The sequence below is a fragment of the Streptomyces sp. NPDC048275 genome (genome assembly GCF_040652275.1).
Lineage (GTDB): Bacteria > Actinomycetota > Actinomycetes > Streptomycetales > Streptomycetaceae > Streptomyces.
Genome location: NZ_JBEZLR010000041.1, coordinates 25,944 through 45,018, shown reverse-complemented (window position 1 = coordinate 45,018; position 19,075 = coordinate 25,944). Strand labels below are relative to the sequence as shown.

At 70.4% G+C, this 19,075-nt stretch carries 15 protein-coding genes, 1 tRNA gene, 3 pseudogenes and 1 riboswitch; of the genes and pseudogenes, 15 read left to right on the top strand and 4 right to left on the bottom strand.

What is annotated here, in order from left to right; genetic code table 11:
- The first annotated feature begins 100 nt into the window (after positions 1–100).
- The 7 genes from AB0D57_RS23935 to thiD all read left to right on the top strand — a co-directional run bounded on the left by AB0D57_RS23935 (position 101) and on the right by thiD (position 7,825).
- Positions 101–940 (top strand): helix-turn-helix transcriptional regulator, encoded by an 840-nt coding sequence (locus tag AB0D57_RS23935; RefSeq protein ID WP_362076386.1) that lies wholly within the window; start codon positions 101–103, stop codon positions 938–940.
- Positions 941–1,162: 222 nt separating this feature from the next.
- A complete protein-coding gene (locus AB0D57_RS23930) occupies positions 1,163–1,636 on the top strand; it encodes a DUF4442 domain-containing protein (RefSeq protein ID WP_362076383.1) in 474 nt (157 codons plus the stop codon).
- Positions 1,637–1,690: 54 nt separating this feature from the next.
- A complete protein-coding gene (locus tag AB0D57_RS23925; protein WP_362076380.1) occupies positions 1,691–2,362 on the top strand; it encodes a class I SAM-dependent methyltransferase in 672 nt (223 codons plus the stop codon).
- A gap of 649 nt (positions 2,363–3,011) precedes the next feature.
- The gene (locus tag AB0D57_RS23920) at positions 3,012–4,223 is read left to right on the top strand and encodes a type III PLP-dependent enzyme (protein WP_362076377.1); all 1,212 of its coding nucleotides are present in this window, start codon (positions 3,012–3,014) and stop codon (positions 4,221–4,223) included.
- Positions 4,224–4,331: 108 nt separating this feature from the next.
- A complete protein-coding gene (locus AB0D57_RS23915; protein ID WP_362076374.1) occupies positions 4,332–5,411 on the top strand; it encodes a maleylacetate reductase in 1,080 nt (359 codons plus the stop codon).
- A 73-nt stretch (positions 5,412–5,484) separates the two neighbouring features.
- Positions 5,485–5,579: riboswitch (TPP riboswitch) on the top strand.
- Positions 5,569–6,963 carry a cytosine permease gene (locus tag AB0D57_RS23910; RefSeq protein WP_362076371.1) on the top strand — a complete coding sequence of 465 codons (1,395 nt, stop codon included), beginning with the start codon at positions 5,569–5,571 and terminating at the stop codon, positions 6,961–6,963. (Overlaps the previous riboswitch by 11 nt.)
- A gap of 49 nt (positions 6,964–7,012) precedes the next feature.
- The gene (gene thiD, locus AB0D57_RS23905) at positions 7,013–7,825 is read left to right on the top strand and encodes a bifunctional hydroxymethylpyrimidine kinase/phosphomethylpyrimidine kinase (RefSeq protein WP_362076368.1); all 813 of its coding nucleotides are present in this window, start codon (positions 7,013–7,015) and stop codon (positions 7,823–7,825) included.
- A gap of 52 nt (positions 7,826–7,877) precedes the next feature.
- On the opposite strand, the pseudogene AB0D57_RS23900 reads toward thiD, so the two are convergent.
- Together AB0D57_RS23900 and AB0D57_RS23895 are read right to left on the bottom strand one after the other, a co-directional pair.
- Positions 7,878–8,312, bottom strand: a pseudogene (locus tag AB0D57_RS23900) (MFS transporter); the annotation flags it as partial.
- Positions 8,313–8,666: 354 nt separating this feature from the next.
- On the bottom strand, positions 8,667–9,647 hold the full coding sequence (locus AB0D57_RS23895) for an alpha/beta hydrolase (RefSeq protein ID WP_362076365.1): 981 nt from the start codon (positions 9,645–9,647) through the stop codon (positions 8,667–8,669).
- Positions 9,648–10,059: 412 nt separating this feature from the next.
- Here AB0D57_RS23895 and AB0D57_RS23890 point away from each other — a divergent pair, with 412 nt between their 5' ends.
- Entirely contained in the window at positions 10,060–10,284 is a 225-nt protein-coding gene (locus AB0D57_RS23890) for a hypothetical protein (protein WP_362076362.1), read from the top strand.
- Between the two features lie 55 nt (positions 10,285–10,339).
- Here the strand turns inward: AB0D57_RS23890 and AB0D57_RS23885 are convergent, their stop codons facing one another.
- A complete protein-coding gene (locus AB0D57_RS23885) occupies positions 10,340–10,864 on the bottom strand; it encodes a hypothetical protein (RefSeq protein WP_362076359.1) in 525 nt (174 codons plus the stop codon).
- 483 nt (positions 10,865–11,347) lie between these two features.
- Here AB0D57_RS23885 and AB0D57_RS23880 point away from each other — a divergent pair, with 483 nt between their 5' ends.
- The 4 genes and pseudogenes from AB0D57_RS23880 (at position 11,348) to AB0D57_RS23865 (ending at position 14,578) form a co-directional block, all read left to right on the top strand.
- Positions 11,348–12,115, top strand: coding sequence for an NPP1 family protein (locus AB0D57_RS23880; protein ID WP_362076356.1), 768 nt, complete (start codon positions 11,348–11,350; stop codon positions 12,113–12,115).
- A 285-nt stretch (positions 12,116–12,400) separates the two neighbouring features.
- Positions 12,401–13,190, top strand: a pseudogene (locus AB0D57_RS23875) (LysR family transcriptional regulator); the annotation flags it as partial.
- 100 nt (positions 13,191–13,290) lie between these two features.
- A pseudogene (locus AB0D57_RS23870) lies at positions 13,291–14,112 on the top strand (IS5 family transposase); the annotation flags it as partial.
- 46 nt (positions 14,113–14,158) lie between these two features.
- A complete protein-coding gene (locus tag AB0D57_RS23865; RefSeq protein ID WP_362076353.1) occupies positions 14,159–14,578 on the top strand; it encodes a hypothetical protein in 420 nt (139 codons plus the stop codon).
- An 81-nt stretch (positions 14,579–14,659) separates the two neighbouring features.
- Here AB0D57_RS23865 and AB0D57_RS23860 read toward each other — a convergent pair whose 3' ends face one another.
- The gene (locus AB0D57_RS23860; RefSeq protein ID WP_362076350.1) at positions 14,660–15,706 is read right to left on the bottom strand and encodes a S53 family peptidase; all 1,047 of its coding nucleotides are present in this window, start codon (positions 15,704–15,706) and stop codon (positions 14,660–14,662) included.
- 760 nt (positions 15,707–16,466) lie between these two features.
- Between AB0D57_RS23860 and AB0D57_RS23855 the strand changes: the two genes are divergently transcribed.
- From AB0D57_RS23855 to AB0D57_RS23845, 3 genes are all read left to right on the top strand, one after another.
- Positions 16,467–16,540 (top strand) — tRNA-Pro (locus AB0D57_RS23855).
- Between the two features lie 302 nt (positions 16,541–16,842).
- Entirely contained in the window at positions 16,843–17,841 is a 999-nt protein-coding gene (locus AB0D57_RS23850; protein WP_362076347.1) for an acyl-CoA dehydrogenase family protein, read from the top strand.
- Entirely contained in the window at positions 17,825–19,000 is a 1,176-nt protein-coding gene (locus tag AB0D57_RS23845) for an acyl-CoA dehydrogenase family protein (protein ID WP_362076344.1), read from the top strand. Before AB0D57_RS23850 ends, AB0D57_RS23845 begins: the two co-directional genes overlap by 17 nt.
- The last annotated feature ends 75 nt before the right edge of the window (positions 19,001–19,075 follow it).

Here is a 19,075-nt window from a genome sequence, read left to right as displayed (position 1 = left end):
CTCCAGATTCCCGCCGGTCGGGGCGGTCAGCCAGGAGTCCCGCCTTCCTGGGACTGCCAGTGCCAGGCTGATCCACGGTTGCCGGTGCACACTGGTGGGCATGGCGACGGCGGAATTCGGCGAGGCGGTGCGCCGCTGGCGCGACCGGGTGGCACCGGAGGCCGCCGGGCTACCCGCCGGTGGGCACCGGCGCGCGGCCGGACTGCGCCGTGAGGAGCTGGCTCTGCTGGCCGGGATCTCCGTCGACTACGTCACCCGCCTCGAACAGGGCCGCGCCTCCCACCCCTCGGCGCAGGTCGTCGAGGCATTGGCCAGGGCCCTGCGGCTGTCGGGAACCGAGCGTGCACATCTGTTCCGGCTGGCCGGGCTGGCCCCGCCGGGCCCGGAAACCGTACCCGCGTACATCCCCCCGAGCGTCCAGCGACTGCTGGACCGACTGACCGGAACCCCGGTCGCGGTCTACGACGCCGCCTGGACGCTCCTCACAGCCAACCCGCCGTACGCGGCCTTGATGGGCGATCCATCGGGATGGCGTGGCTGCCAGCGCAACGGCGTGTGGCGCCATTTCCTCGGCCCCGGCACCCGGGCCCGGCACACACCGGAGTCCCTGCGCGCGTTCGAGGCCGCGCTGGTCGCCGACCTGCGCGCGGCCGTCGGCCGCTATCCGGCCGACCAGCGGCTACGGCGCCTGGTCGCGGAACTACGCACGAACAGCGACCGGTTCGCCGAACTGTGGGAGTCCGGCGCCGTCGGCCACCACGAGGCGGCCCGCAAGACCATCGATCACCCGCAGGCGGGCCCCCTGTCGCTGGACTGCGATGTGCTCAGCGTGGCGGGCAGCGACCTGCGCATCATGATCTACACGGCCGCTCCCGACACCGAGGACGCCGAACGCCTCGCGCTGCTCACCGTGCTCGGCACCCAGACACTCACCGGGTAGCCGCCTCACCCGACAGCGCGCCCGCCCCCCGGCAAGGCACCGCCGCCCTTCGCGCCTTCCGCCTCCTCCGGCGGCAGATCGCCCAGGTACGCCCGCCCGCACCGCCGGATCGCCGCGCGCCGGACCCGTCGGCGTCCTGCCGCAGAGCCGTCGGCCGTTGTCCCTCAATCAAGTCACGCGATCGTTCACTCGGCCGTAAGGAATCCGTGCGAGGCTGCGGCGATGGACATGACGGCGCTGGCGCGCACCCTGCTGGAGCCGGTCCCGGCCCACCGGACGGCCGGGATCAAGGTGCTCCGGGCCGCCGACTGCGCGGCCGAGGTCGCGCTGGAGACACCGCAGGCGCTGACCAACGTCATCGGCTCGCTGCACTCCGGTGGGCTCATCACCCTCGTCGACGCCGTGGGGCTGGGCGCGATCATCGCCGCGAGCTCGGGCGACGGCGATTTCCAGGGGGTCGTGCCCCTGGGCAGAGCAGCCTCCCTGGAATTCCTCGCCCCCGCACGAGGGAGGCTGGTGGCCGCCTGCCGCCTCGGTGACGAGGCCCGGCACACCCTGCTGCCCCTGCTGTCGGGCCGGACCGACCGGGCGCGGTCCGCCACCCACGCCGAGGTCACCGACGCGGCGGGAACGGTGGTCTGTCGCGGCAGCTTCGACTGGAGTGTCCGCAGGACCACGCCCTCCGGCGTGGTCTGAAGCCCTGGGTGAACACGGTCGCACGACCCGCGGCGCGTCCGTAGCGTCGGCGGCATGACTCCTGGGATGACAGCGCTGTACGACGAACACGCCGACTGGTACAACGATTTCATGTCGCCCGCGGCCGGCCCATACATCCAGCGGGTGCACGCCACGATCCAGGATCTGCTGGGCCCGGGGGACGGGCCGTGCTTGGACGTCTGCTGCGGGACGGGCGCCCACGCGCCCGCGCTCGCCGGGCTGGGATGGACACCGGTGGGAGTGGATCTCTCGCCCGGGCAGCTGCGTCATGCCGCGCAGCGGCTTCCGGTCGCCGTGGCCGACGCGTCAGCCCTTCCGTTCGCCGATAGCTCCCTCCCCGCCGCCGTGTGCGTGCTGGCCAGCACCGACGTACCCGATTACGCCGCTGTGCTGCGCGAGACCGCCCGGGTCCTGCACCCCGGCGGGCGTTTCGTGCACCTCGGGGTGCACCCCTGCTTCATCGGCGCGTTCGCGGACTGGAGCGACCGGCCCAGGATCGTGGTCGACGAGCGGTACGCCGACCGCTCGCGCAGCTTCGAGGCGTGGAATCCGGCCGGGGTCCGCGCCCGGGTCGGCGCCTGGCACATCCCCCTCGCGGACCTCCTCAACGCCACCGTGGCGGCCGATCTGAGGGTGATACGGACCGTGGAGACGGGCCCGGGCGGCATCCCCGATCTGTTCGGCTTCGTCGCCGTGAGGAACTAGGACCTGTCCGGTCGATCACCGCGGAGACGCGCACACACCGCTGCTTTCCTCCACCGTGATCGACCGGACAGGTCCTAGCCGCCGCCTCGGGGCCGGCCCCCCCCGACGCACGTTGCGCATGCCGTCGACGATGCCGCGGCTCGCCGGGTGTGACGTCGTTCATCCCGTTACGTGAGCGGCTCGAGGTGCTGACGGATCTCTCACCGGGTAGAGATCGTAGCGAGGCCTCGGGTATGGAGTCGCGGAACAGGATGATCGTGAAATGCCACAGGGCGCCGACCCCGCGAGCGTGGGCGCCGGCGAGCCGGAAGGCGACGGCGCGCGTCTCCTGGTCCCCCACCACCGTGCCGAACCGGACGAGCGGTCGGCATTCCCGACACGCTCCGCCGGAGCCGACGGGCCGGGCACCGGGAGCGGGACACCACGGCCCCGGTGATCCTTGCGCCTCCTGTGGCACGTGTAACGCTCCGGGGCGTTTGTGCTCGCCAGGATGCCGATGCCGATGCCGATGCCGATGCCGATGCCGCCTCCGCCTGCCGTCCGGCCGGGTCGCCGGGCCGCGCGCCGCTTGGTCCGCCTCGTCGCCGGGCCGCTCGCCTCCCTCCCCGGGTGCCACCGATATCCTGCGCCACACGACCCGGAGTTCCTCATGACCACACCCCCGCTTGCGGTGCGCGACCGCATCCTGACCCTGCCTCCCACCGAACTACCGGCCTACGTGTACGACTTGGCGGCATTGCGTGCACACGCTGCGTTTGTGCGGGACGCCCTGCCCGAGCGTGTCGAGCTGTACTACGCGGCTGAGGCCAACCGGGAACCGGAGATCCTGACCGCCCTCGGCCCGTACGTCGACGGCTACAAGGTCTCCTCGGACAGCGAACTCTCCTACGTCACCCGAGCGGCACCGGACCGTCCGCTGGCCTTCGGCGGTACCGACAAGACTCCGACGGAGCTCGCGGCCGCGCTGGAGCGGGGCGTGACCCGTTTCCACGTCGAGAGCGAGTACGAGCTGTACATGCTGGCCGGGCTGGCCCAGCGGCACGCTCCGGACAGCAAGGTGGCGGTCCTGCCGCGCTTCAACCTCCCGGTGGCCGACGGCCTGCTCGCCGGAAGCGACCTCGCGACGGACCGCCGCCGCACCCGTTCCGGCCTCGACCCGGCGCAGGCGGAGACGATCATCGGCCTGCTCACCGACGGCAGCTATCCGGCCCTCGAACTCCGCGGTGTTTATGCGCACTTGGTCGACGGGCTGCACGCTCCGGAACACCTGGCGGTCGCCGCGGCCATCGTCGACTGGACTTCGGAACTGGCCGCGCGGCACGGCCTTCACCTCACTGAGGTGAACATTGGGGGTGGCATGGCGGTGGACTACGACGACCCCGAGCGTCGCTTCGACTGGAAGGCGTACGGCGAAGGACTCGCCCAACTCACGTCCGTCCACCCAGAGCTGACGCTGCGTATCGAACCCGGTCGCGCGTTGACCGCGTACTGCGGCTGGTACGCGAGCGAGGTGCTGGACGTCGAGCACGGCCCCAGTGAGGACTTCGCCGTCGTCCGCGGCACCGCGGTTCATCTGAGCACCCCCGCGACCAAGAAGCGCGACCAGCCCTGGTCCGTACTCGAAGTGGAACTGTGGCCGTACCTCTGGCCGCGACCGGCGGTACGGAGGGAACGGGTCACCCTCACCGGCCAGTTGAGCACTCCGAAGGACGTTCTGGTCCGGCATGCCCGAGCGCCGGGGCTGCGGGCCGGCGACCGCGTCGTGTTCTCCCTCGCGGGCGCCTACACCGCACCCGCCTCCCAGCAGGAATTCCTCAGATATCCCCAGCCGGGCTTCCATTTCCTGGACCCGGGCGTCTAGCCACGCGACTCGCGATACGACGTCGCCCGGGGCGTTGCGGCCCTGACAAGATCACCCGCGGGAGTACGCCCGCTTCGACCTCGTACTGGAGCCGGTATGAACAACCCCATGAACACCCCTCTCGACTTCTCGTACGAGACTCAGCCGGCCCGCGTCGTCTTCCGGCCCGGCGCAGCGGTGTCCGCGACCCCCGGTGAGGTCGCGCGGCTCGGTCTGCACAGGGTGCTGGTGATCTGCGGCAGCCGCGGCGAGGCCACGGCGCGAGCGGTCGCGGACGCGCTGGGCGACGCCTGCGCGGGGCTGCACACCGAGGCCAGGATGCATGTACCCGTCGAGGTCGCCGACCGGGCCGTCGAGGTGGCGCGCGCGGTGGGCGCCGACGGCTGTGTCGCGGTCGGCGGAGGCTCCGCGATCGGGCTCGGCAAGGCGATCGCGCTGCGCACCGGCCTGCCCCTGATCGCCGTGCCCTCCACCTACTCCGGCTCCGAGATGACCCCGGTCTGGGGACTCACCGAGCACGGCGCCAAGCGCACCGGACGCGACCCGGCCGTCCAGCCCCGTAGCGTCGTCTACGACCCCGAACTCACCCTCTCGCTCCCCGTCCCCCTCACGGTCACCAGCGGCATCAACGCGCTCGCCCACGCCGTCGAAGCCCTGTACGCCCCCGACGTCTCGCCGCTCGTCTCGCTCATGGCCGAGGAGGGCGTCCGCGCGATGACGGGCGCCCTGCCGCTCCTCGCCGTCGCCCCCGACGACCTCGAGGCGCGAGGTCGAGCCCTGTACGGCGCCTGGCTCTGCGGCGCCTGCCTCGGCGCCACCACCATGGGCCTGCACCACAAGCTGTGCCACGTCCTCGGCGGCACCTTCGGCCTGCCGCACGCCGAGACACACACGGTGGTCCTCCCGTACGCCCTCGCGTACAACGCGCCGGCCGCACCCCAGGCGATCACCGCCCTTTCCCGCGCCCTCGGCACCGACAATGTCCCCCGTGCGCTCCGCGACCTGGCCGGAAGCCTCGGCGCCCCCCGCTCCCTCGCCGAACTCGGCCTGAAGGAGGCGGACCTGGCGGTGGCCGCGGCCGAGGCCGCCGGGCAGGCGTACCCCAACCCCCGCGAGGTCACCGCGAACGGTGTGCTGGGGCTGCTGACGGCGGCGTACGAGGGCTGGGAGCCGCGCGTCGATTCCTGATCCGCCTCCCCGGACCTCTCGCTGCGAGCCCCTCCGGTGGGGCGCGGGCGCGGACCGGGCTATCCTGACCGCCGAACCGGACACGGGGTGCCCCGCACGAGGGCTGAGATCACACCCGTTGAACCTGAACCAGTTAGGACTGGCGGAGGGATGTCTCATGTCGTTGCCGTACGCCCGTAATGAGGTGGCCGTCGGGGGCCCGCAAGGCGTTTTCGACGGGCGGATGCCCGCCGCACCCGGTGATCTGCGCGTAGAGGCGCGCGGAATCGCCCCGGTACCGGAGGACCATCGCTACGGAAGCCCCGGCCGCCTGTTCACCGTCTGGTTCGCCCCCAACCTGACCATGACCGGCGTGTTCACCGGCACCGTCGGTATCGCCCTCGGCCTGGACTTCTCGACCGCGCTCGTCGCCGTCGTCCTCGGTACCCTGCTGGGCGCCGTGCCGACTGCGTATCTGGGCACCTGGGGCAGCCAGACCGGCGCGGGACAGCTGCCGCTCGCCCGGCTGGCGTTCGGGCGGGCCGTGGTGGTGCCGGGCGCCCTGCAATGGCTGTCCTCCATCGCCTGGGACGCGCTGATCGGTCTCTTCGGCGGGGACGCCCTGGCTCAGCTGTGCGGCTGGCCGTTCTGGCTGGGCGTCCTGGTCATGATGGCGGCACAGGGGGCGCTCGGCGTCCTCGGGTACGAGGCGATCCACCGGCTCCAGACCGTGATGACCTTCGCCCTCGCCGCCGCCTTCGCCGCCCTGTCGGTGAAGCTCCTGAACGGCGCCCACCCCGCTGCCGCCGCCACCGTGCACGGCGCCGACCGGGCCGGGGCCTTCGTTCTGACCTGCACCATCGCGCTCAGCCTGGCGATGTCGTGGGCGCCGTACGCCAGCGACTTCAGCCGCTATCTGCCCCGTACGGCGTCCCGCCCGCGCATGTTCTGGTGCACCCTCCTCGGTATCGGCGTGTCCTTCGTGGCCGTCCAGGCGCTCGGCCTGTGGGGCGCGTCCGTCTTCACCGACCAGACGGCCCGGGGCGTCGACACACTGCTCGGCGGCGGCGCGCTCGGAGCATTCGGCCTGCTCGCCGTGGCGCTCGCCGCCCTGAGCAGCAACGCCATGAACGACTACAGCGGCTCGCTCGCGCTGCAGACCATGGGGCTGCGTGTGCCGCGTCCGCTCGCCGCCGCGCTGGCCGCCGCACTCGGCTTCCCGCTCGTGCTGTGGATGCACGCCGCCGACACCACGAGCCGCTTCCAGAACGTCCTGCTGCTCGTCGGTTACTGGATCCCCGGATTCGTCGCGATCGTCGCCGTCGACTGGCTCCTGCGGGCCAGGGCCCGCGGCGGCGCACCGGTCGACCTGCCCACCGAGAGCGCGCGACCACTGCCGTGGTGGCCCGCGCTGGTGGCGTTCGTCGCCGCCTTCGCCGCCGCCGTGCCCTTCATGAGCACCAGCCTGTACGTCGGCCCGGTCGCGCAGGCCCTGCACGGCGCCGACCTCGCCTACGGGGTGGCGTTCGTGGTGGCCCTGGCGGTGTACGCCCCGCTGCGTGCGCGCCACTGACCCGCGCCCCTCATCCCCCTCACCCCCTCCCGTACGGAGTGACACCACCATGCCCCCGATGACGCCCGCCGCCCCGCCCCGTGTCCTCACCATCGCCGGATCGGACTCCGGCGGCGGCGCGGGCATCCAGGCCGACCTCAAGACGATGCTCGCGCTGGGAGCACACGGCATGAGCGTGCTGACCGCCGTCACCGCGCAGAACTCCCTTGGTGTGCAAGGCGCTTGGGAACTTCCGGCCGCGGTGGTGCGCGCGCAGTACCGCAGTGTCGTGGACGACATCGGGGTGCAGGCCGTGAAGACCGGCATGCTCGCCTCTCCGCTGATCGTCGAGACCGTCGCCGAGCTGTTGTCGGACGCGACCGCTCCCGTGGTGGTGGACCCGGTGAGCGTGTCCAAGCACGGCGACCGACTGCTCGCGGACGACGCCCTGGACGCCGTACGGACCGTCCTGCTGCCGGTCGCGACGGTGGCGACACCGAATCTCGACGAGACGGCCGAGCTCACGGGGATCGAGGTGACGAGCGAGGAGGGCATGGTCCGCGCCGCGCGACGGCTCCTGTCGTACGGGCCCCGCTGGGTCCTGGTGAAGGGCGGCCACCTGCCCGGCGCGGCCGTCGACCTGCTGACGGACGGGGTCGATCAGCACTGGTTCCGGGCGCCGCGCCACGACAACCGCCATACACACGGCACCGGTTGCACCCTGGCCTCAGCCATCGCGGTGGAGCTGGCACGGGGGCGGGAGGTACCGGAGGCGGTGCGGCTGGCGAAGGACTACGTCACGGGCGCGATTGCGGCGGGATTCGCCCTCGGTTCCGGTCTCGGACCGGTCGACCACGGCTGGCGGACGCGCGCGGAGCGTTGATCCCGAGCCTCGGCTCGATCCCGTGGCGAACACCGCCCGTGCCGCTTTGCCGTCAGGCGGCAACGGAAGGCTCGAGTTCATCGGCGGCGCGGGCCTCCCGCGTGCGGGACACCGCGAGGGCGAGTGCCTGAACGACCGCTCCGGACAGGCCCACCCACAAGGCGAACCGATAGCTGACCTGGTCGGCGAGCAAGCCGCCCACCGGCGCCCCCACCGCTACCGTCCCCCAGTTGAACGAGCGGATCGTGGCGTTCATCCGCCCCCGCAGCCGGTCGGGCGTCACCGACTGGCGATAACTCATCTCCACCGGGCTTTCGATCGAGATCGCCAAGGACACCACGAAGAAGGCCAGCGATACCGAGACGAGCCCCCACGGTCCACGCTCGACAAGGACCAGCGGCAGCCAGCCGACGGCGGCAAGGACACGGAACACGATCAAGGTGGCGCCGACGTCCAGCGTTCGCGCCACCCGCCCCGAGAGCGCACCACACCCGTCTGCGTCAGACGACGCGAACGGGCGACGAGCCCCGAGCGTATCGGGACCCGGCTCCGCGCCTCCCGGACAGGCCCGAACCAGTGGCCCGCGCCCCGTGCCCGGGTCCTCCAGCCACTGGTGCAACTCCGGGTGGGTGAGGTACCGGCGGGCTGCGCGAAGGATTGCCTGGCGCTGAGGATCCCGCGGGCGGCGAGTCGCCCGGGTCGACGCCAGATCCGCCGTCCCATCAGGCCAACCCCGGCGCTCGGCCGGCTACGTGGCGGAGTTCAGTTCTGGGCAGAGCAGCGCCTTCCCCCGGGCGGTGATCACGTGTTTCGACAGCACTGGGCGGCGCGCGCGAATGTGTTAGGCGGGCAGGACGGCGAGCCACTCGGTGAGAAGGCGGTTGATGTCGTCGGGGCGTTCTTGCTGGATCCAGTGGCCGCAGCCGTCGAGGAGGTGGGAGGAGATCAGGCCCGGTAGCGTGAGCGGGTAGGCCTTGATCGCGTCGGCCAGCCATGTCGTGGAAGCGTCCAGGCTGCCGCCGATGAACAGGGACGGCTGGGTGATGGGAGCCCCGTCGAAGGCGGCGAGATCCTCCCAGTCGCGGTCCATGTTCCGGTAGCGGTTCAGCGCCCCGGTTACACCGGTTCGTTCGAACTCCCCGGCGTAGACGTCAAGGTCGTTCTCATCGAACCAGGCGGGCAGCCGGCCGATGGGGAACCGGTCACGCAGCGTCTGGGCCTTGCTGACGAAGTGCGGATCGGGAGCGCCGGGTGCGGGCATGGTGTCGGCGGACAGGGCCGCGTAGAAGCCCGCGAGCCAACCGCGTACATCGGGTTCGATCTCGGCCTCGGCGCGGCCCGGCTCCTGAAAGTAGGAGACGTAGAACTCCTCATCCCCGCCCATCTGAGCGAAGACGTCGCTGGGGCGGGGCCCGCCGCGCGGGGTGTAGGGAACACTCAGCAGTCCCACTGCCCGGAAGACCTCAGGCCTGAGCAGGGCGGAGTTCGCAGCGATGGTCGCGCCCCAGTCGTGGCCGACGATCACCGCCGACTCCTCGCCCAGGGCGTGCACCACCGAGACGTTGTCCTCCACCAGGTCGAGCATCCGGTACGCATGCGTCGCGGCCGGCTTCGAGGAGCGGCCGTAGCCGCGGACGTCGACGGCGACCGCGCGGTATCCCGCCGCCGCGAGTGCCGGCAGCTGGCGGCGCCAGGAATACCAGGATTCCGGAAAGCCGTGGACGAGCAGCACCAGCGGCCCCATTCCCTGCTCCACCAGGTGAATCCGGCCTCCCGGCGAGGAGACCAACCGATGCGTGAACTCCGCGACGTGCTGCGACATACGCTCCTCCAGGACCCTTTGGTCTGCTGTGCGCCCTGAGGGCGCCCTGCCACCGTTGCGTTGGCTCAACGCCGATCATCCGGAAGACCGTGCCGAGAAGACGAGTGCGTTTGCCGATTCAGCAAGGCCCCGGCAGCTCACATACGCAGGGCCGCCCGCAGGGACGCCTCAAGCGGCCAACTACGGCCCTCAGTTCGGCCATGTGTCGCGCTCAGTGGTCAACTGAAGCGCTCAGTCACAGCTGCGAGTCACAGGCAGCGCGCACGAGGTGCGCCAGAAATCGAACACGTGATTGAATCCTCTTGCCCGTGGGGTTCCCGTCGCAAGGCTCGCGACGGGAAGGAGACGGAGAAGGCATGAACGTTCACACAGTCGGGATGCAGGCCCGGACCGGACAGGCGAGGCTGGAACCATGTCCGAACCGTTGCCTGTGATCGTGGCCCCGCCGGCGGAGACCGGCGGCCGCCGAGTGCGTGTGCACGGAGAGAACCTCGGGTTGGCCTACAACCTCGAGGACCTGTCCGAGTTCCTGCGTCGCGCGGGTCTGGACGTGGACCCCGTGACCGCGGCGGTGTCCCCACTGATCGACTGGCGCGGCATCGGGCCGGAGTACTGGGGACCCGAAACGGGCGCTTGAGGCCGCCCACGCCGTCCCCGCGCTTCCGTACGGACGCCTGCCCTTGCCGGATCGTTCAGTTTCCGCAATCCGTGGAGACGCGGACCTTGTTGGACCAGGTGTTGGTGGTGACGTCGAGGACCATCAGAGTGGAGTTGCGCGCGTAGCCGTAGGCTGTGCAGTCCAGCAGGCCCGTCGTGACATCGAAGCCGCCGCCGGGGCGCCCCCAGACGGTGCGCGCGGTGGTCGTCTTGTACCAGCTGGGAATGCCCGTGATGCGGGAGTCCTTGTAGAGGACCATCTTCACCTGGCCGCCCTTGCTGAAACTCTGACCGTGCAGGGTGATGCCGTAGACGCCGATCCTGCTCGGGCTGCGGGTGGCCCAGGCGTACGGGTTGTAGCCGTACGCCTTGCCCTCCACCGACGGCAGCCCTTTGGGCGAAACCGTCTTGGTGCTGGTGGAACGGACCGCGGTGTCCGCGTTCCCCGCGCACGCGGTGGTCGTGGCGATCACCGCGGTGGCGAGCAGACCGGCGAGTCCGAGCGCGGTGGCGCGTCGGCCGGAGCGGGATGCGGGTGCGGACGCAGATGTAGTGCGCATGATGTTTTCCCCCTGGAAGCTGTTGGCCGCAACCCCCGTGGGCGGCCAACGTCCTGAGGGACTCCGATGGGCGAACTGCGGTTGCGGCGACGCGGGGACGAGACGGACATCAAGGCGTCGCGGCGCCTCGGTCCCAGCCGACCAGCGCGCGGAAAAGCAGGTCACCGGCGTGATTTACGAGGTGTACCGCGCGGCGGTGCCCACTCGGGCAGCGTAGGGGCAACGGACTTTGCGGCCGGGGAGCCGTTGCCACGGGGGGAGTAACCGGACTGGGCTCTCTGTGGTAGTCCGGTGTGCGCGCAGGGCGGTCACCCGCCCCCCACTCGACTGCCCCTCGTCCAACTCGCCCCATCCTTCCCTTGGCTGACCCTTCATCACGGCGACACCTCCTGACGCTTGCCTTGTCGACGAAGTGGGAAAAGGTGATCCGGGCATGCCAATCCGGCTGCCCGTGCCCACACCGCGGTCGATCAAGGGGACGCAGTGACGAGAAGTTCGCGCATCCGCAAGGTCTCGCTCATCCTCGGCAGCGCCGTCGCGCTGGTCGTGGCCTTTCCGGGGAGCGCGCTCGCCGCGCCGCCCACGGCCCTGCCCGCCAATGCGGACGGACTTGAGCAGACGTTCCAGCCGGCCTTCGACTACGACACGGACGGCTGCTACTCCAGTCCCGCGATCGGCCCCGACGGGACGATCAACGGCGGCCTCAATCCGTCCGGTGCCCTCAACGGCCAGTGCCGCGACGCCTCGGACCTCGACAACACCAACGGCTACTCACGCGAGAAGTGCAACAACGGCTGGTGCGCGATCATGTACGGCCTCTACTTCGAGAAGGACCAGGCCGTGGCCGGCAGTGGCCTCGGCGGGCACCGCAATGACTGGGAGCACGTCGTGGTCTGGGTGCAGAACGACGTTGCCCAGTACGTCTCCACCTCCGCCCACGGCAATTTCAACATCTATGGCCGTGACCAGATCCGTTGGGACGGTACGCACCCGAAGATCGTCTACCACAAGGACGGCCTGAGCACGCACTGCTTCCGCCCCGCGAACACCAACGACGAGCCGCCGGAGAACCACGAGCACGTATGGCAGTTCCCCGCCCTGGTCGGCTGGAACGGCTACCCCGCGGGTCTGCGCGACAAGCTGAGCCAATACGACTTCGGCAGTGCCGTGTTCGGGCTCAAGGACGGCAACTTCAACAACCACTTGGTGAAGGCCAAGCCGGCCGGTATCCCCTTCGACCCCAACGCCTGACGGGGAGCCGGGAGGGGCGGGGCGGGTCGCCGTCGTCCTGCCCCGCCCGGCCTGTCGGTCTGCCCGGCGTGTCCCCGATCACTGATCCGACGGATCGTCAATTGATGTGTGGTTCCGGCAAGTTCGTACGGTACCCAACTGCTCTTGAGTCGTGGGCGTGGCGTACATCACCCTTGAGGGGAGCGGGAATGTGAAGCAGGTCTTCACGACTTCATGGCATGCTCACATCTAGTTACTCGCTGGTAATTCCTTGCCGCCCCCACCCCCCTCAGGACTGATGTCTCGCTGGTCGCGCTGCGCGTCTTCCGTGAGGTGGCCGAGCGCTCCACCCTCACCTCCGCGGCCGCGGCCCTCGGCTACCCAGTCCGCGGTGTCCCGGCAGATCGCCTCGCTTGAACGGGCCGCGCGGGCACCGTTGTTGGAGCGACGCCGCGACGGGGTGCGGCTCACCGCCGCGGGGCGTGTCGTACTGCGCCGTGCCGTGACCGTGCTCGACGAGATCGACGCCACGGCGCGCGAACTCGCGGGCCTGCCCGCCGAGGGCGGGGCCGTGCGCCTCGGCTGGTTCACCATCGCCGGTGCCGTTCTGCTGCCGCGGGCCGTGGCCGCACTGCCCCTCGGCCACCCCGCGATCGCCGTCAGCACGCGGGAGGGCAGCACACCAGCCCTGGTCCGCGCACTGCGAGCCAGCACCCTGGACCTCGTCCTGCTCGCCTCGGCGCCTCCGTTCCGCTCCTTTGGCACGCAGTCGCCGCCGCTCACCCTGGAGACGCTCGGCGAACGCAGCCTGCGCCTCGCCGTGCCCGCCACCCATCCGCTCGCCGTGAACGACTCCGTCGACGTGGCCGACCTGCGCGGACAGCGCTGGATCGCCAGCGCCTCCACCGGAGAGGAGCGGCCGATGGGGGTCTGGCCCGGCCTCGACGAACGCCCCGAGATCGCGCACACCGCCCGCGACTGGCTGGCCAAGCTGAACCTCGTCGCCGCCGGCTGTGGCCTGACCACCGTGCCTGCCGCACTCGCCCCGGCCGCACCCCCCGGCGTCCGCGTCCTTGCCGTACGCGGCGGCCCTCAGAGGGTGTTCCGCGAGAATTCAGCGGCTCTCGTAGCGGTTGAGGGCGGGTTGTCTGGTTCTCGGCTTCACGAGGTGGCCGACGCGCGGTGTGCTGGTGGGCGTGAGTGGACGTCTTCCGTACCCGAGTGACCTGTCGGATGAAGCCTGGGGGCTGATCCGGCCGGTCATCACCGCCTGGAAGGCGGGGCATCCCTCGGTCAGCGGCCACGAGGGCAGCTACGACATGCGGGAGATCGCGAACGCGATCCTCTACCAGGCCCGCACCGGCTGCCAGTGGCGTTACCTGCCCCACGACCTGCCGCCGAGGAGCGCGGTGTACTACTACTTCGCCAAGTGGCGTGACGACGGCACCGCCGAGACCGTCCACGACCTGCTTCGCTGGCAGGTCCGCGAAAGCCGCAGGCGAAGCGAGGACCCCACCGCCGTGGTACTCGACACGCAGACAGTGCGGGCTTCGGTGAACGCCCCGAAGGAGACGACAGGGCTGGATCCGGGCAAGAGGAGCCCGGGCCGAAAGCGCGGCATCGCCACCGACGTCCTCGGCCTGGTCATCGCCGTTGTCGTGGCCGCCGCGAGTGTGCACGACAACACGATCGGCATCGCCCTGCTGGACAAGGTCGCCGCCGCCGCGCCCACCGTGACCAAGGCGTGGACAGACGCCGGGTTCAAGAACGCCGTCGTCGAGCACGGCGCCCGGATCGGCATCGACGTCGAAGTCGTGCACCGTGAGCCCGGGCAGCGGGGGTTCACGCCCGAACCGAAGCGGTGGGTAGTCGAGCAGTCCTTTGGCACCCTCATGCTGCACCGACGTCTCGCGCGCGACTTTGAGGCGAAGCCGGCCAGCTCGGAGGCGTGGATCCACTGGTCCATGTCCGCCGTCATGCTCCGCCGCCTCACCCGCACCTCCACCCCGTCCTGGCGCGACCCTCCTGCCTGGCACACGGCATCCTTGACGAACGGGAGCGTCGATGAGGGAGCTCCTGGACAAGATCGAGACCCGGCAGCGGCTCATACGCGAGACGGCCGAGCAGCTGCTTGAGCAGATCAACCAGCTCACCGGGCAACTGGCAGCGGCCGAGCGCACCCTGGACCGTTTGAAGATCACTCACGAGACCGTGCTGGAGCTGGCCTCCGAGGACGGCACCGATCCGCCCGAGCCGCTGCCACCCGGATACCGCGAAGTCCTCACCCCCTTTGAGCAGGGCGGGGAAGGACTCCGGGCCAAGGACATCTGCCGGGCACTGGGCAACGGACTGGAACCGCGACACATCGAGAACATGCGCGCCAAGCTGAAACGCCTCGTCAACCGCGGCATCCTCACCGAGCCCGAGCCAGGCATTTTCATCCTGCCCCGGCCGGCAAGGCCCGACTCAACTCAGGCCGAATGAAAGCGTCATAGAACGCCCACTTAAGCTACCTGGCATTGCGCCCTGGCAGACCGTCGCTTGTCCGTCGGTCCCGGCGTGTGGTCAGGGTCGCAAGCCTCGGACTCCACGGGGTGTGCCGACGCCGGTGGGGCCGTCGTAGCCCAGGACGGCGGTGCACAGGTAGGTGCCGCCGCAGGAACCGTTTGAGCCCTGGGTGATGTCCCAGAACTTCCGGCGGTTGGCGTAGGGGTAGGAGTTGGGGCGGTCGTTTGGGCCTGGGGTGCCAGCCAGGGCATAACTGGCGGCGATCAGGGGGGTGGACAGGCTTGTGCCGCCGACCACTACCCAGCCCCCCAACTGAAACGTGTCGTATACGGCGAGGCCCGTCGCTGGGTCGGCGACCGCGGAGACGTCGGCGACGGTGCGCCGGGGGCAAAGGGGATCGGTCTGCCACGGCGGTTTCGGCTGGAACTGGGAGCAGCCGGAGCCGGCGCCGGTCCATGCGGATTCGTACCAGTGGCGTCGCTGCCTCTGCGGGCCGGGCACCGGCCGGCGGACACGGTCGAGGCGGGTTCCGCCGGCAGCAGTGACGTATTGGGAGGCAGCGGGCCAGTGGACCTTGAAACCGCTGTCACCCGAGGCGGCCACGAACGCGATGCCAGGGAAGTTGAAGTAGATCTGGTCGAGGGTCGGTTGGACGGGGTTCTCCCCGTTTGGGTCGACCCAGCTCATGGAGATGAACTTGGCGCCCTGGAGGCGGGCCTGTTGCACAGCCGTGAGCAGATTGCCAAAGGTGTCGTCGTTGGCTTCGACGAGCAGGATCTTGCAGTCAGGGCAGGCCGCACTGACTGCATCAGTGTCGAGGGCGGTCTCCAGTGCCCAGTCCTCACCTGGCGGTTGCGTCGGCGGGAGCGGTGTACTGCCGCCATTCTGGTTGATCTTGCGGAAGCAACCGTTGGCGGTGGTGCACGGCGGCAGCTTGAAGGTGCGGCGGTAGACCGCCAGATCACTCTCCGCGTTGGGATTGTCGAACGCATTGACGATGGCCACCGTCTGCCCGCGGCCGGCACGGCGGGGCAGTTGGTAGGCGCTCCGGATGTCGGCGGGCCCGTAGCCGGCCGGTCTCCTCCCCGGGGACAGGCTCCTCACCGCCGGGAGGTCGGTTCGGATCAAGGCCAGACAGGTGGCCTTGTCTGGACCTGGTGCGGGACTACATGCACGCCGGGACGTCACCGCCCTGTCGCCCTGTCCGTCCGCCGACGCCGCGGCCGGTGTCCGCCGCTCACCACCGTCCGGTGTCCGGGCATGCGCACCGGACGGGACGAAAGCTAGACTCACCAGCAAAGGCAGAGCCCCCAGCAGGGATCCCACGATGCGCCGCGCAGGCCGCATGATGCTCCTTCATGCCGTCGAATTCGCAGATGAACCCGACCAAGCCGTACGCGGCGGCTCTCACATGCCGTCGGACGCGCCGTGGCCCGGCGGACTTGCCAGACATCATCGGCAGCGCACTGATAGCGAACCGGCGAACAGCACCGGTTAGGGCACCCAAATGCAGTAGCTGACTCACCTCGACGGCCCACGTCGCAACCAGGGCCGAGCCCACCCGGGCCCCACTCCCCAGAAGAAGTAGGCCGACCGAAGCCTCGTGACCAGCAGCCCTGCCCCAACCTCACCTGGAAACGGACATCAAATCACGAACCGCCCTCTCAGGAGCACCGCCGCCTCGTCCTGGCCCGTCTCCCGCACCCACTGCCCGAGCCCGCCGCCCGCCTGGCCGACGCGCTGCGCACCGCGGCGGCCGAACTGAGCACACCGACCTGGTGACCTCCTCGTGTGCAGGTCCTCCCTTGCGCGTGCGGTAGTGTTTACCTGCACGATCACGCGGGTGACCGCAGGTGAGACGCATCGGGACGTGGCGCAGCTTGGTAGCGCACTTGACTGGGGGTCAAGGGGTCGCAGGTTCAAATCCTGTCGTCCCGACGGTGCGAAGGGTCTTCGCAGGTGAAAGCCTGTGAGGACCCTTTTTGCGTAGGTCGTTTCCCCTCTTCGAGATTGAGCTGTGCGCCCGAACCGGGCGCTGACTGTCGCCCCGCATCATCACCGGCGGTTCGCCGTGTCCGCACACTCATGCCTGCGGCGAAGCGGCAAGCGCCTTGTGTCGAGCCTGGACTCCTCGGGGGATGTGAGGGAGACTCTCAATTCCATATAGCGAGAATGTAATTCTCGCATGCTCGTTCACGTTCTCGCCGTGGTGTGTACCGGGACACCGGCAGGGAGGCCCGATGCTGTTTGAGTTCGACGCGGAGCAGCGCCTGTGGCGGGACACCGTGCACGAGGTCGTCGCCAAGGAGTGCCCGCCGGCGCTGGTCCGTGGTGTCGTCGACGACGGTGCCGACCCGGCTCCGCTGTGGCGGGTCTACGCCGACCTGGGCTGGACCGAGCTGGCCGACCCGGCGGACGCGGTCGAGTTGGCCATCGTCCTGGAGGAGCTGGGCCGGGCCACGGACCCCACGCCCTATCTCGCGACGATGACCCAGTTCGCCCCCCTCGCACCGCACTTCGCCGGCCCGGGACAGTCCGGCACCGGTGTTTTCGCGGGAGTATCCGCCCGCGCGGTTGGCGGCGGCTGGGTGCTGCAGGGCACCGCGCGCCATGTGCTGGACGGGGATCGGGCCGAGTTACTGGCCGTCGTGACCGAGGCGGGCGTGTTCGTGGTGCCCGCCGCCGAGGTGACCGCCGTACGCACTCCCGTCTTCGACCCCGTGCTGCATGTCGCCGACGTCTCGTTTCCCGGGGTGCGGGTGACCGACCGGGCGCGCAGCACCGCCGACCCGGAAGCCGCCCGTCAACTCGCGGTCACGGGCATGGCGTTGACGATGGTCGGCGCCTGTCGCCGGGCCCTCGACCTGGTCCTCGACCATGTCCGCACCCGCCGTCAGTTCGACGCTCCCATCGGCTCGTTCCAGGCCGTGCAGCACAAGGCGGCGGACATGCACGTGGCGGTGGAGCGGGCACGGGCCCTCGGCTACTACGCGGCGCTGACGATCGCCGCCGACGACCCGCGTCGCCGGCTCGCCGCCGCCATGGCCAAGGCGGCGGCGGGCGAGTGCCAGGCCCTGGTGTTCCGCCACGGGGTGCAGCTGTCCGGGGCGATGGGCCACACCTGGGAGAACGACCTCCAATTCGCCATCAAGCGGGCCAAGGCAGGTGAGCTGATGCTGGGCGGCGCGATCGAGCACCGGGCGTTGATAGCGGAGGAGTGCCATGCGATTGACCTTTGACGCCGACGTCGAGGCCTTCCGCGCCGAATTCGCGGCGTTCCTGGAGGCCAACCTCCCCGCGGAGGCGGAGGCAACCGAACGGTCCCGTTCCACAGGGCACATCCCCGAGTGGGCGAGGCGCTGGCAGCGCCTCCAGTTCGACGCCGGCTGGCTGCTGCCGGGCAACCCACCGGAGTTCGGCGGACGGGGCGCCACCGTCCTCCAGCAGTACGTCCATCTGGAGGAGCTGTCCCGGCGTCGCATCTGCCACAGCTTCAACCCCCAGGGTGTCGGCATCATCGCCGCCTCGCTGCTGTCCTTCGGCACCGAGGAGCAGAAGCACCGCTGGGCCGTGCCCATCCTGCGCGCCGAGATCACCGCGGCCCTCGGTATGAGCGAACCTGGCGCCGGTTCCGACCTCGCCTCCCTGCGCACCCGTGCCGTCGCGGACGGCGATCACTTCGTCGTCGACGGACAGAAGGTGTGGACGTCCGGCGCCCACGACGCGGACGTCCTGCTCACCTTCGTCCGCACCGACCCCGCGGCCCCCAAGCACAAGGGGATCAGTGCGCTGCTGATCCCCACCGACAGCCCCGGGGTGACCCGCCGTCCGTTCGCCTCGTACACCGGCCCCGAGGACAAGGACTTCAACGAGGTCTTCTTCGAGGACGTGCGCGTCCCCGCCGAGAACCTCGTCGGCCCGCTCGACCAGGGCTGGCGGGTGGCCAATGGCTCACTCGGGCACGAGCGCACCCTGATGTGGCTGGGCGAGACCGAGCGGATGGGCGACGTCGTACGGGACTTCCGCCCGACCACACCCCTCGACAAGGACTGGTACGCCACCCTCGTCATGGACCTCCAGGCGTTGCGCCTGCTCGGCTCGGCCGCCCTGGCCCGCGCCGCCCGGGGCGAGCAGGACGTACCCGCCCTGTCCGTCCTCAAGGTGCTCGGTTCGGAGGCCTCGCAGCGGGCCCTGGAACGGGCCTTGGAGGCGGCCGGGCCGGACGGGCTCGTACATCCGGCGACAACAGCGCCGTACTACCACATGAGCTACGACGACAACTCCGCCAGCTGGTTCAACCGCTACGCGCGCAGCTTCGGCGGCACCATCGCCGGCGGCACGTCCGAGATCCAGCGCACGATCATCGCCGGGCGTGTGCTCGGCCTGCCCCGTGGCTGAGGAGCCGTCGTGCGGATCCGGTACGAGACGCAGGACCCCGTCACGACCCTCACTCTGAATCGGGCCGAAGGTGCC

Bases quoted from the DNA above. Each gene is read 5' to 3' on its own strand.
- AB0D57_RS23845 (WP_362076344.1), top strand. From the start codon at position 17,825: ATGCGATTGACCTTTGACGCCGACGTCGAGGCCTTCCGCGCCGAATTC.
- AB0D57_RS23885 (WP_362076359.1), bottom strand. From the start codon at position 10,864: ATGCGCACTACATCTGCGTCCGCACCCGCATCCCGCTCCGGCCGACGC.
- AB0D57_RS23920 (WP_362076377.1), top strand. From the start codon at position 3,012: ATGACCACACCCCCGCTTGCGGTGCGCGACCGCATCCTGACCCTGCCT.
- thiD (WP_362076368.1), top strand. From the start codon at position 7,013: ATGCCCCCGATGACGCCCGCCGCCCCGCCCCGTGTCCTCACCATCGCC.
- AB0D57_RS23935 (WP_362076386.1), top strand. From the start codon at position 101: ATGGCGACGGCGGAATTCGGCGAGGCGGTGCGCCGCTGGCGCGACCGG.
- AB0D57_RS23865 (WP_362076353.1), top strand. From the start codon at position 14,159: ATGAGGGAGCTCCTGGACAAGATCGAGACCCGGCAGCGGCTCATACGC.
- AB0D57_RS23915 (WP_362076374.1), top strand. From the start codon at position 4,332: ATGAACACCCCTCTCGACTTCTCGTACGAGACTCAGCCGGCCCGCGTC.
- AB0D57_RS23895 (WP_362076365.1), bottom strand. From the start codon at position 9,647: ATGTCGCAGCACGTCGCGGAGTTCACGCATCGGTTGGTCTCCTCGCCG.
- AB0D57_RS23850 (WP_362076347.1), top strand. From the start codon at position 16,843: ATGCTGTTTGAGTTCGACGCGGAGCAGCGCCTGTGGCGGGACACCGTG.
- AB0D57_RS23930 (WP_362076383.1), top strand. From the start codon at position 1,163: ATGGACATGACGGCGCTGGCGCGCACCCTGCTGGAGCCGGTCCCGGCC.
- AB0D57_RS23910 (WP_362076371.1), top strand. From the start codon at position 5,569: ATGTCGTTGCCGTACGCCCGTAATGAGGTGGCCGTCGGGGGCCCGCAA.
- AB0D57_RS23890 (WP_362076362.1), top strand. From the start codon at position 10,060: ATGTCCGAACCGTTGCCTGTGATCGTGGCCCCGCCGGCGGAGACCGGC.
- AB0D57_RS23925 (WP_362076380.1), top strand. From the start codon at position 1,691: ATGACTCCTGGGATGACAGCGCTGTACGACGAACACGCCGACTGGTAC.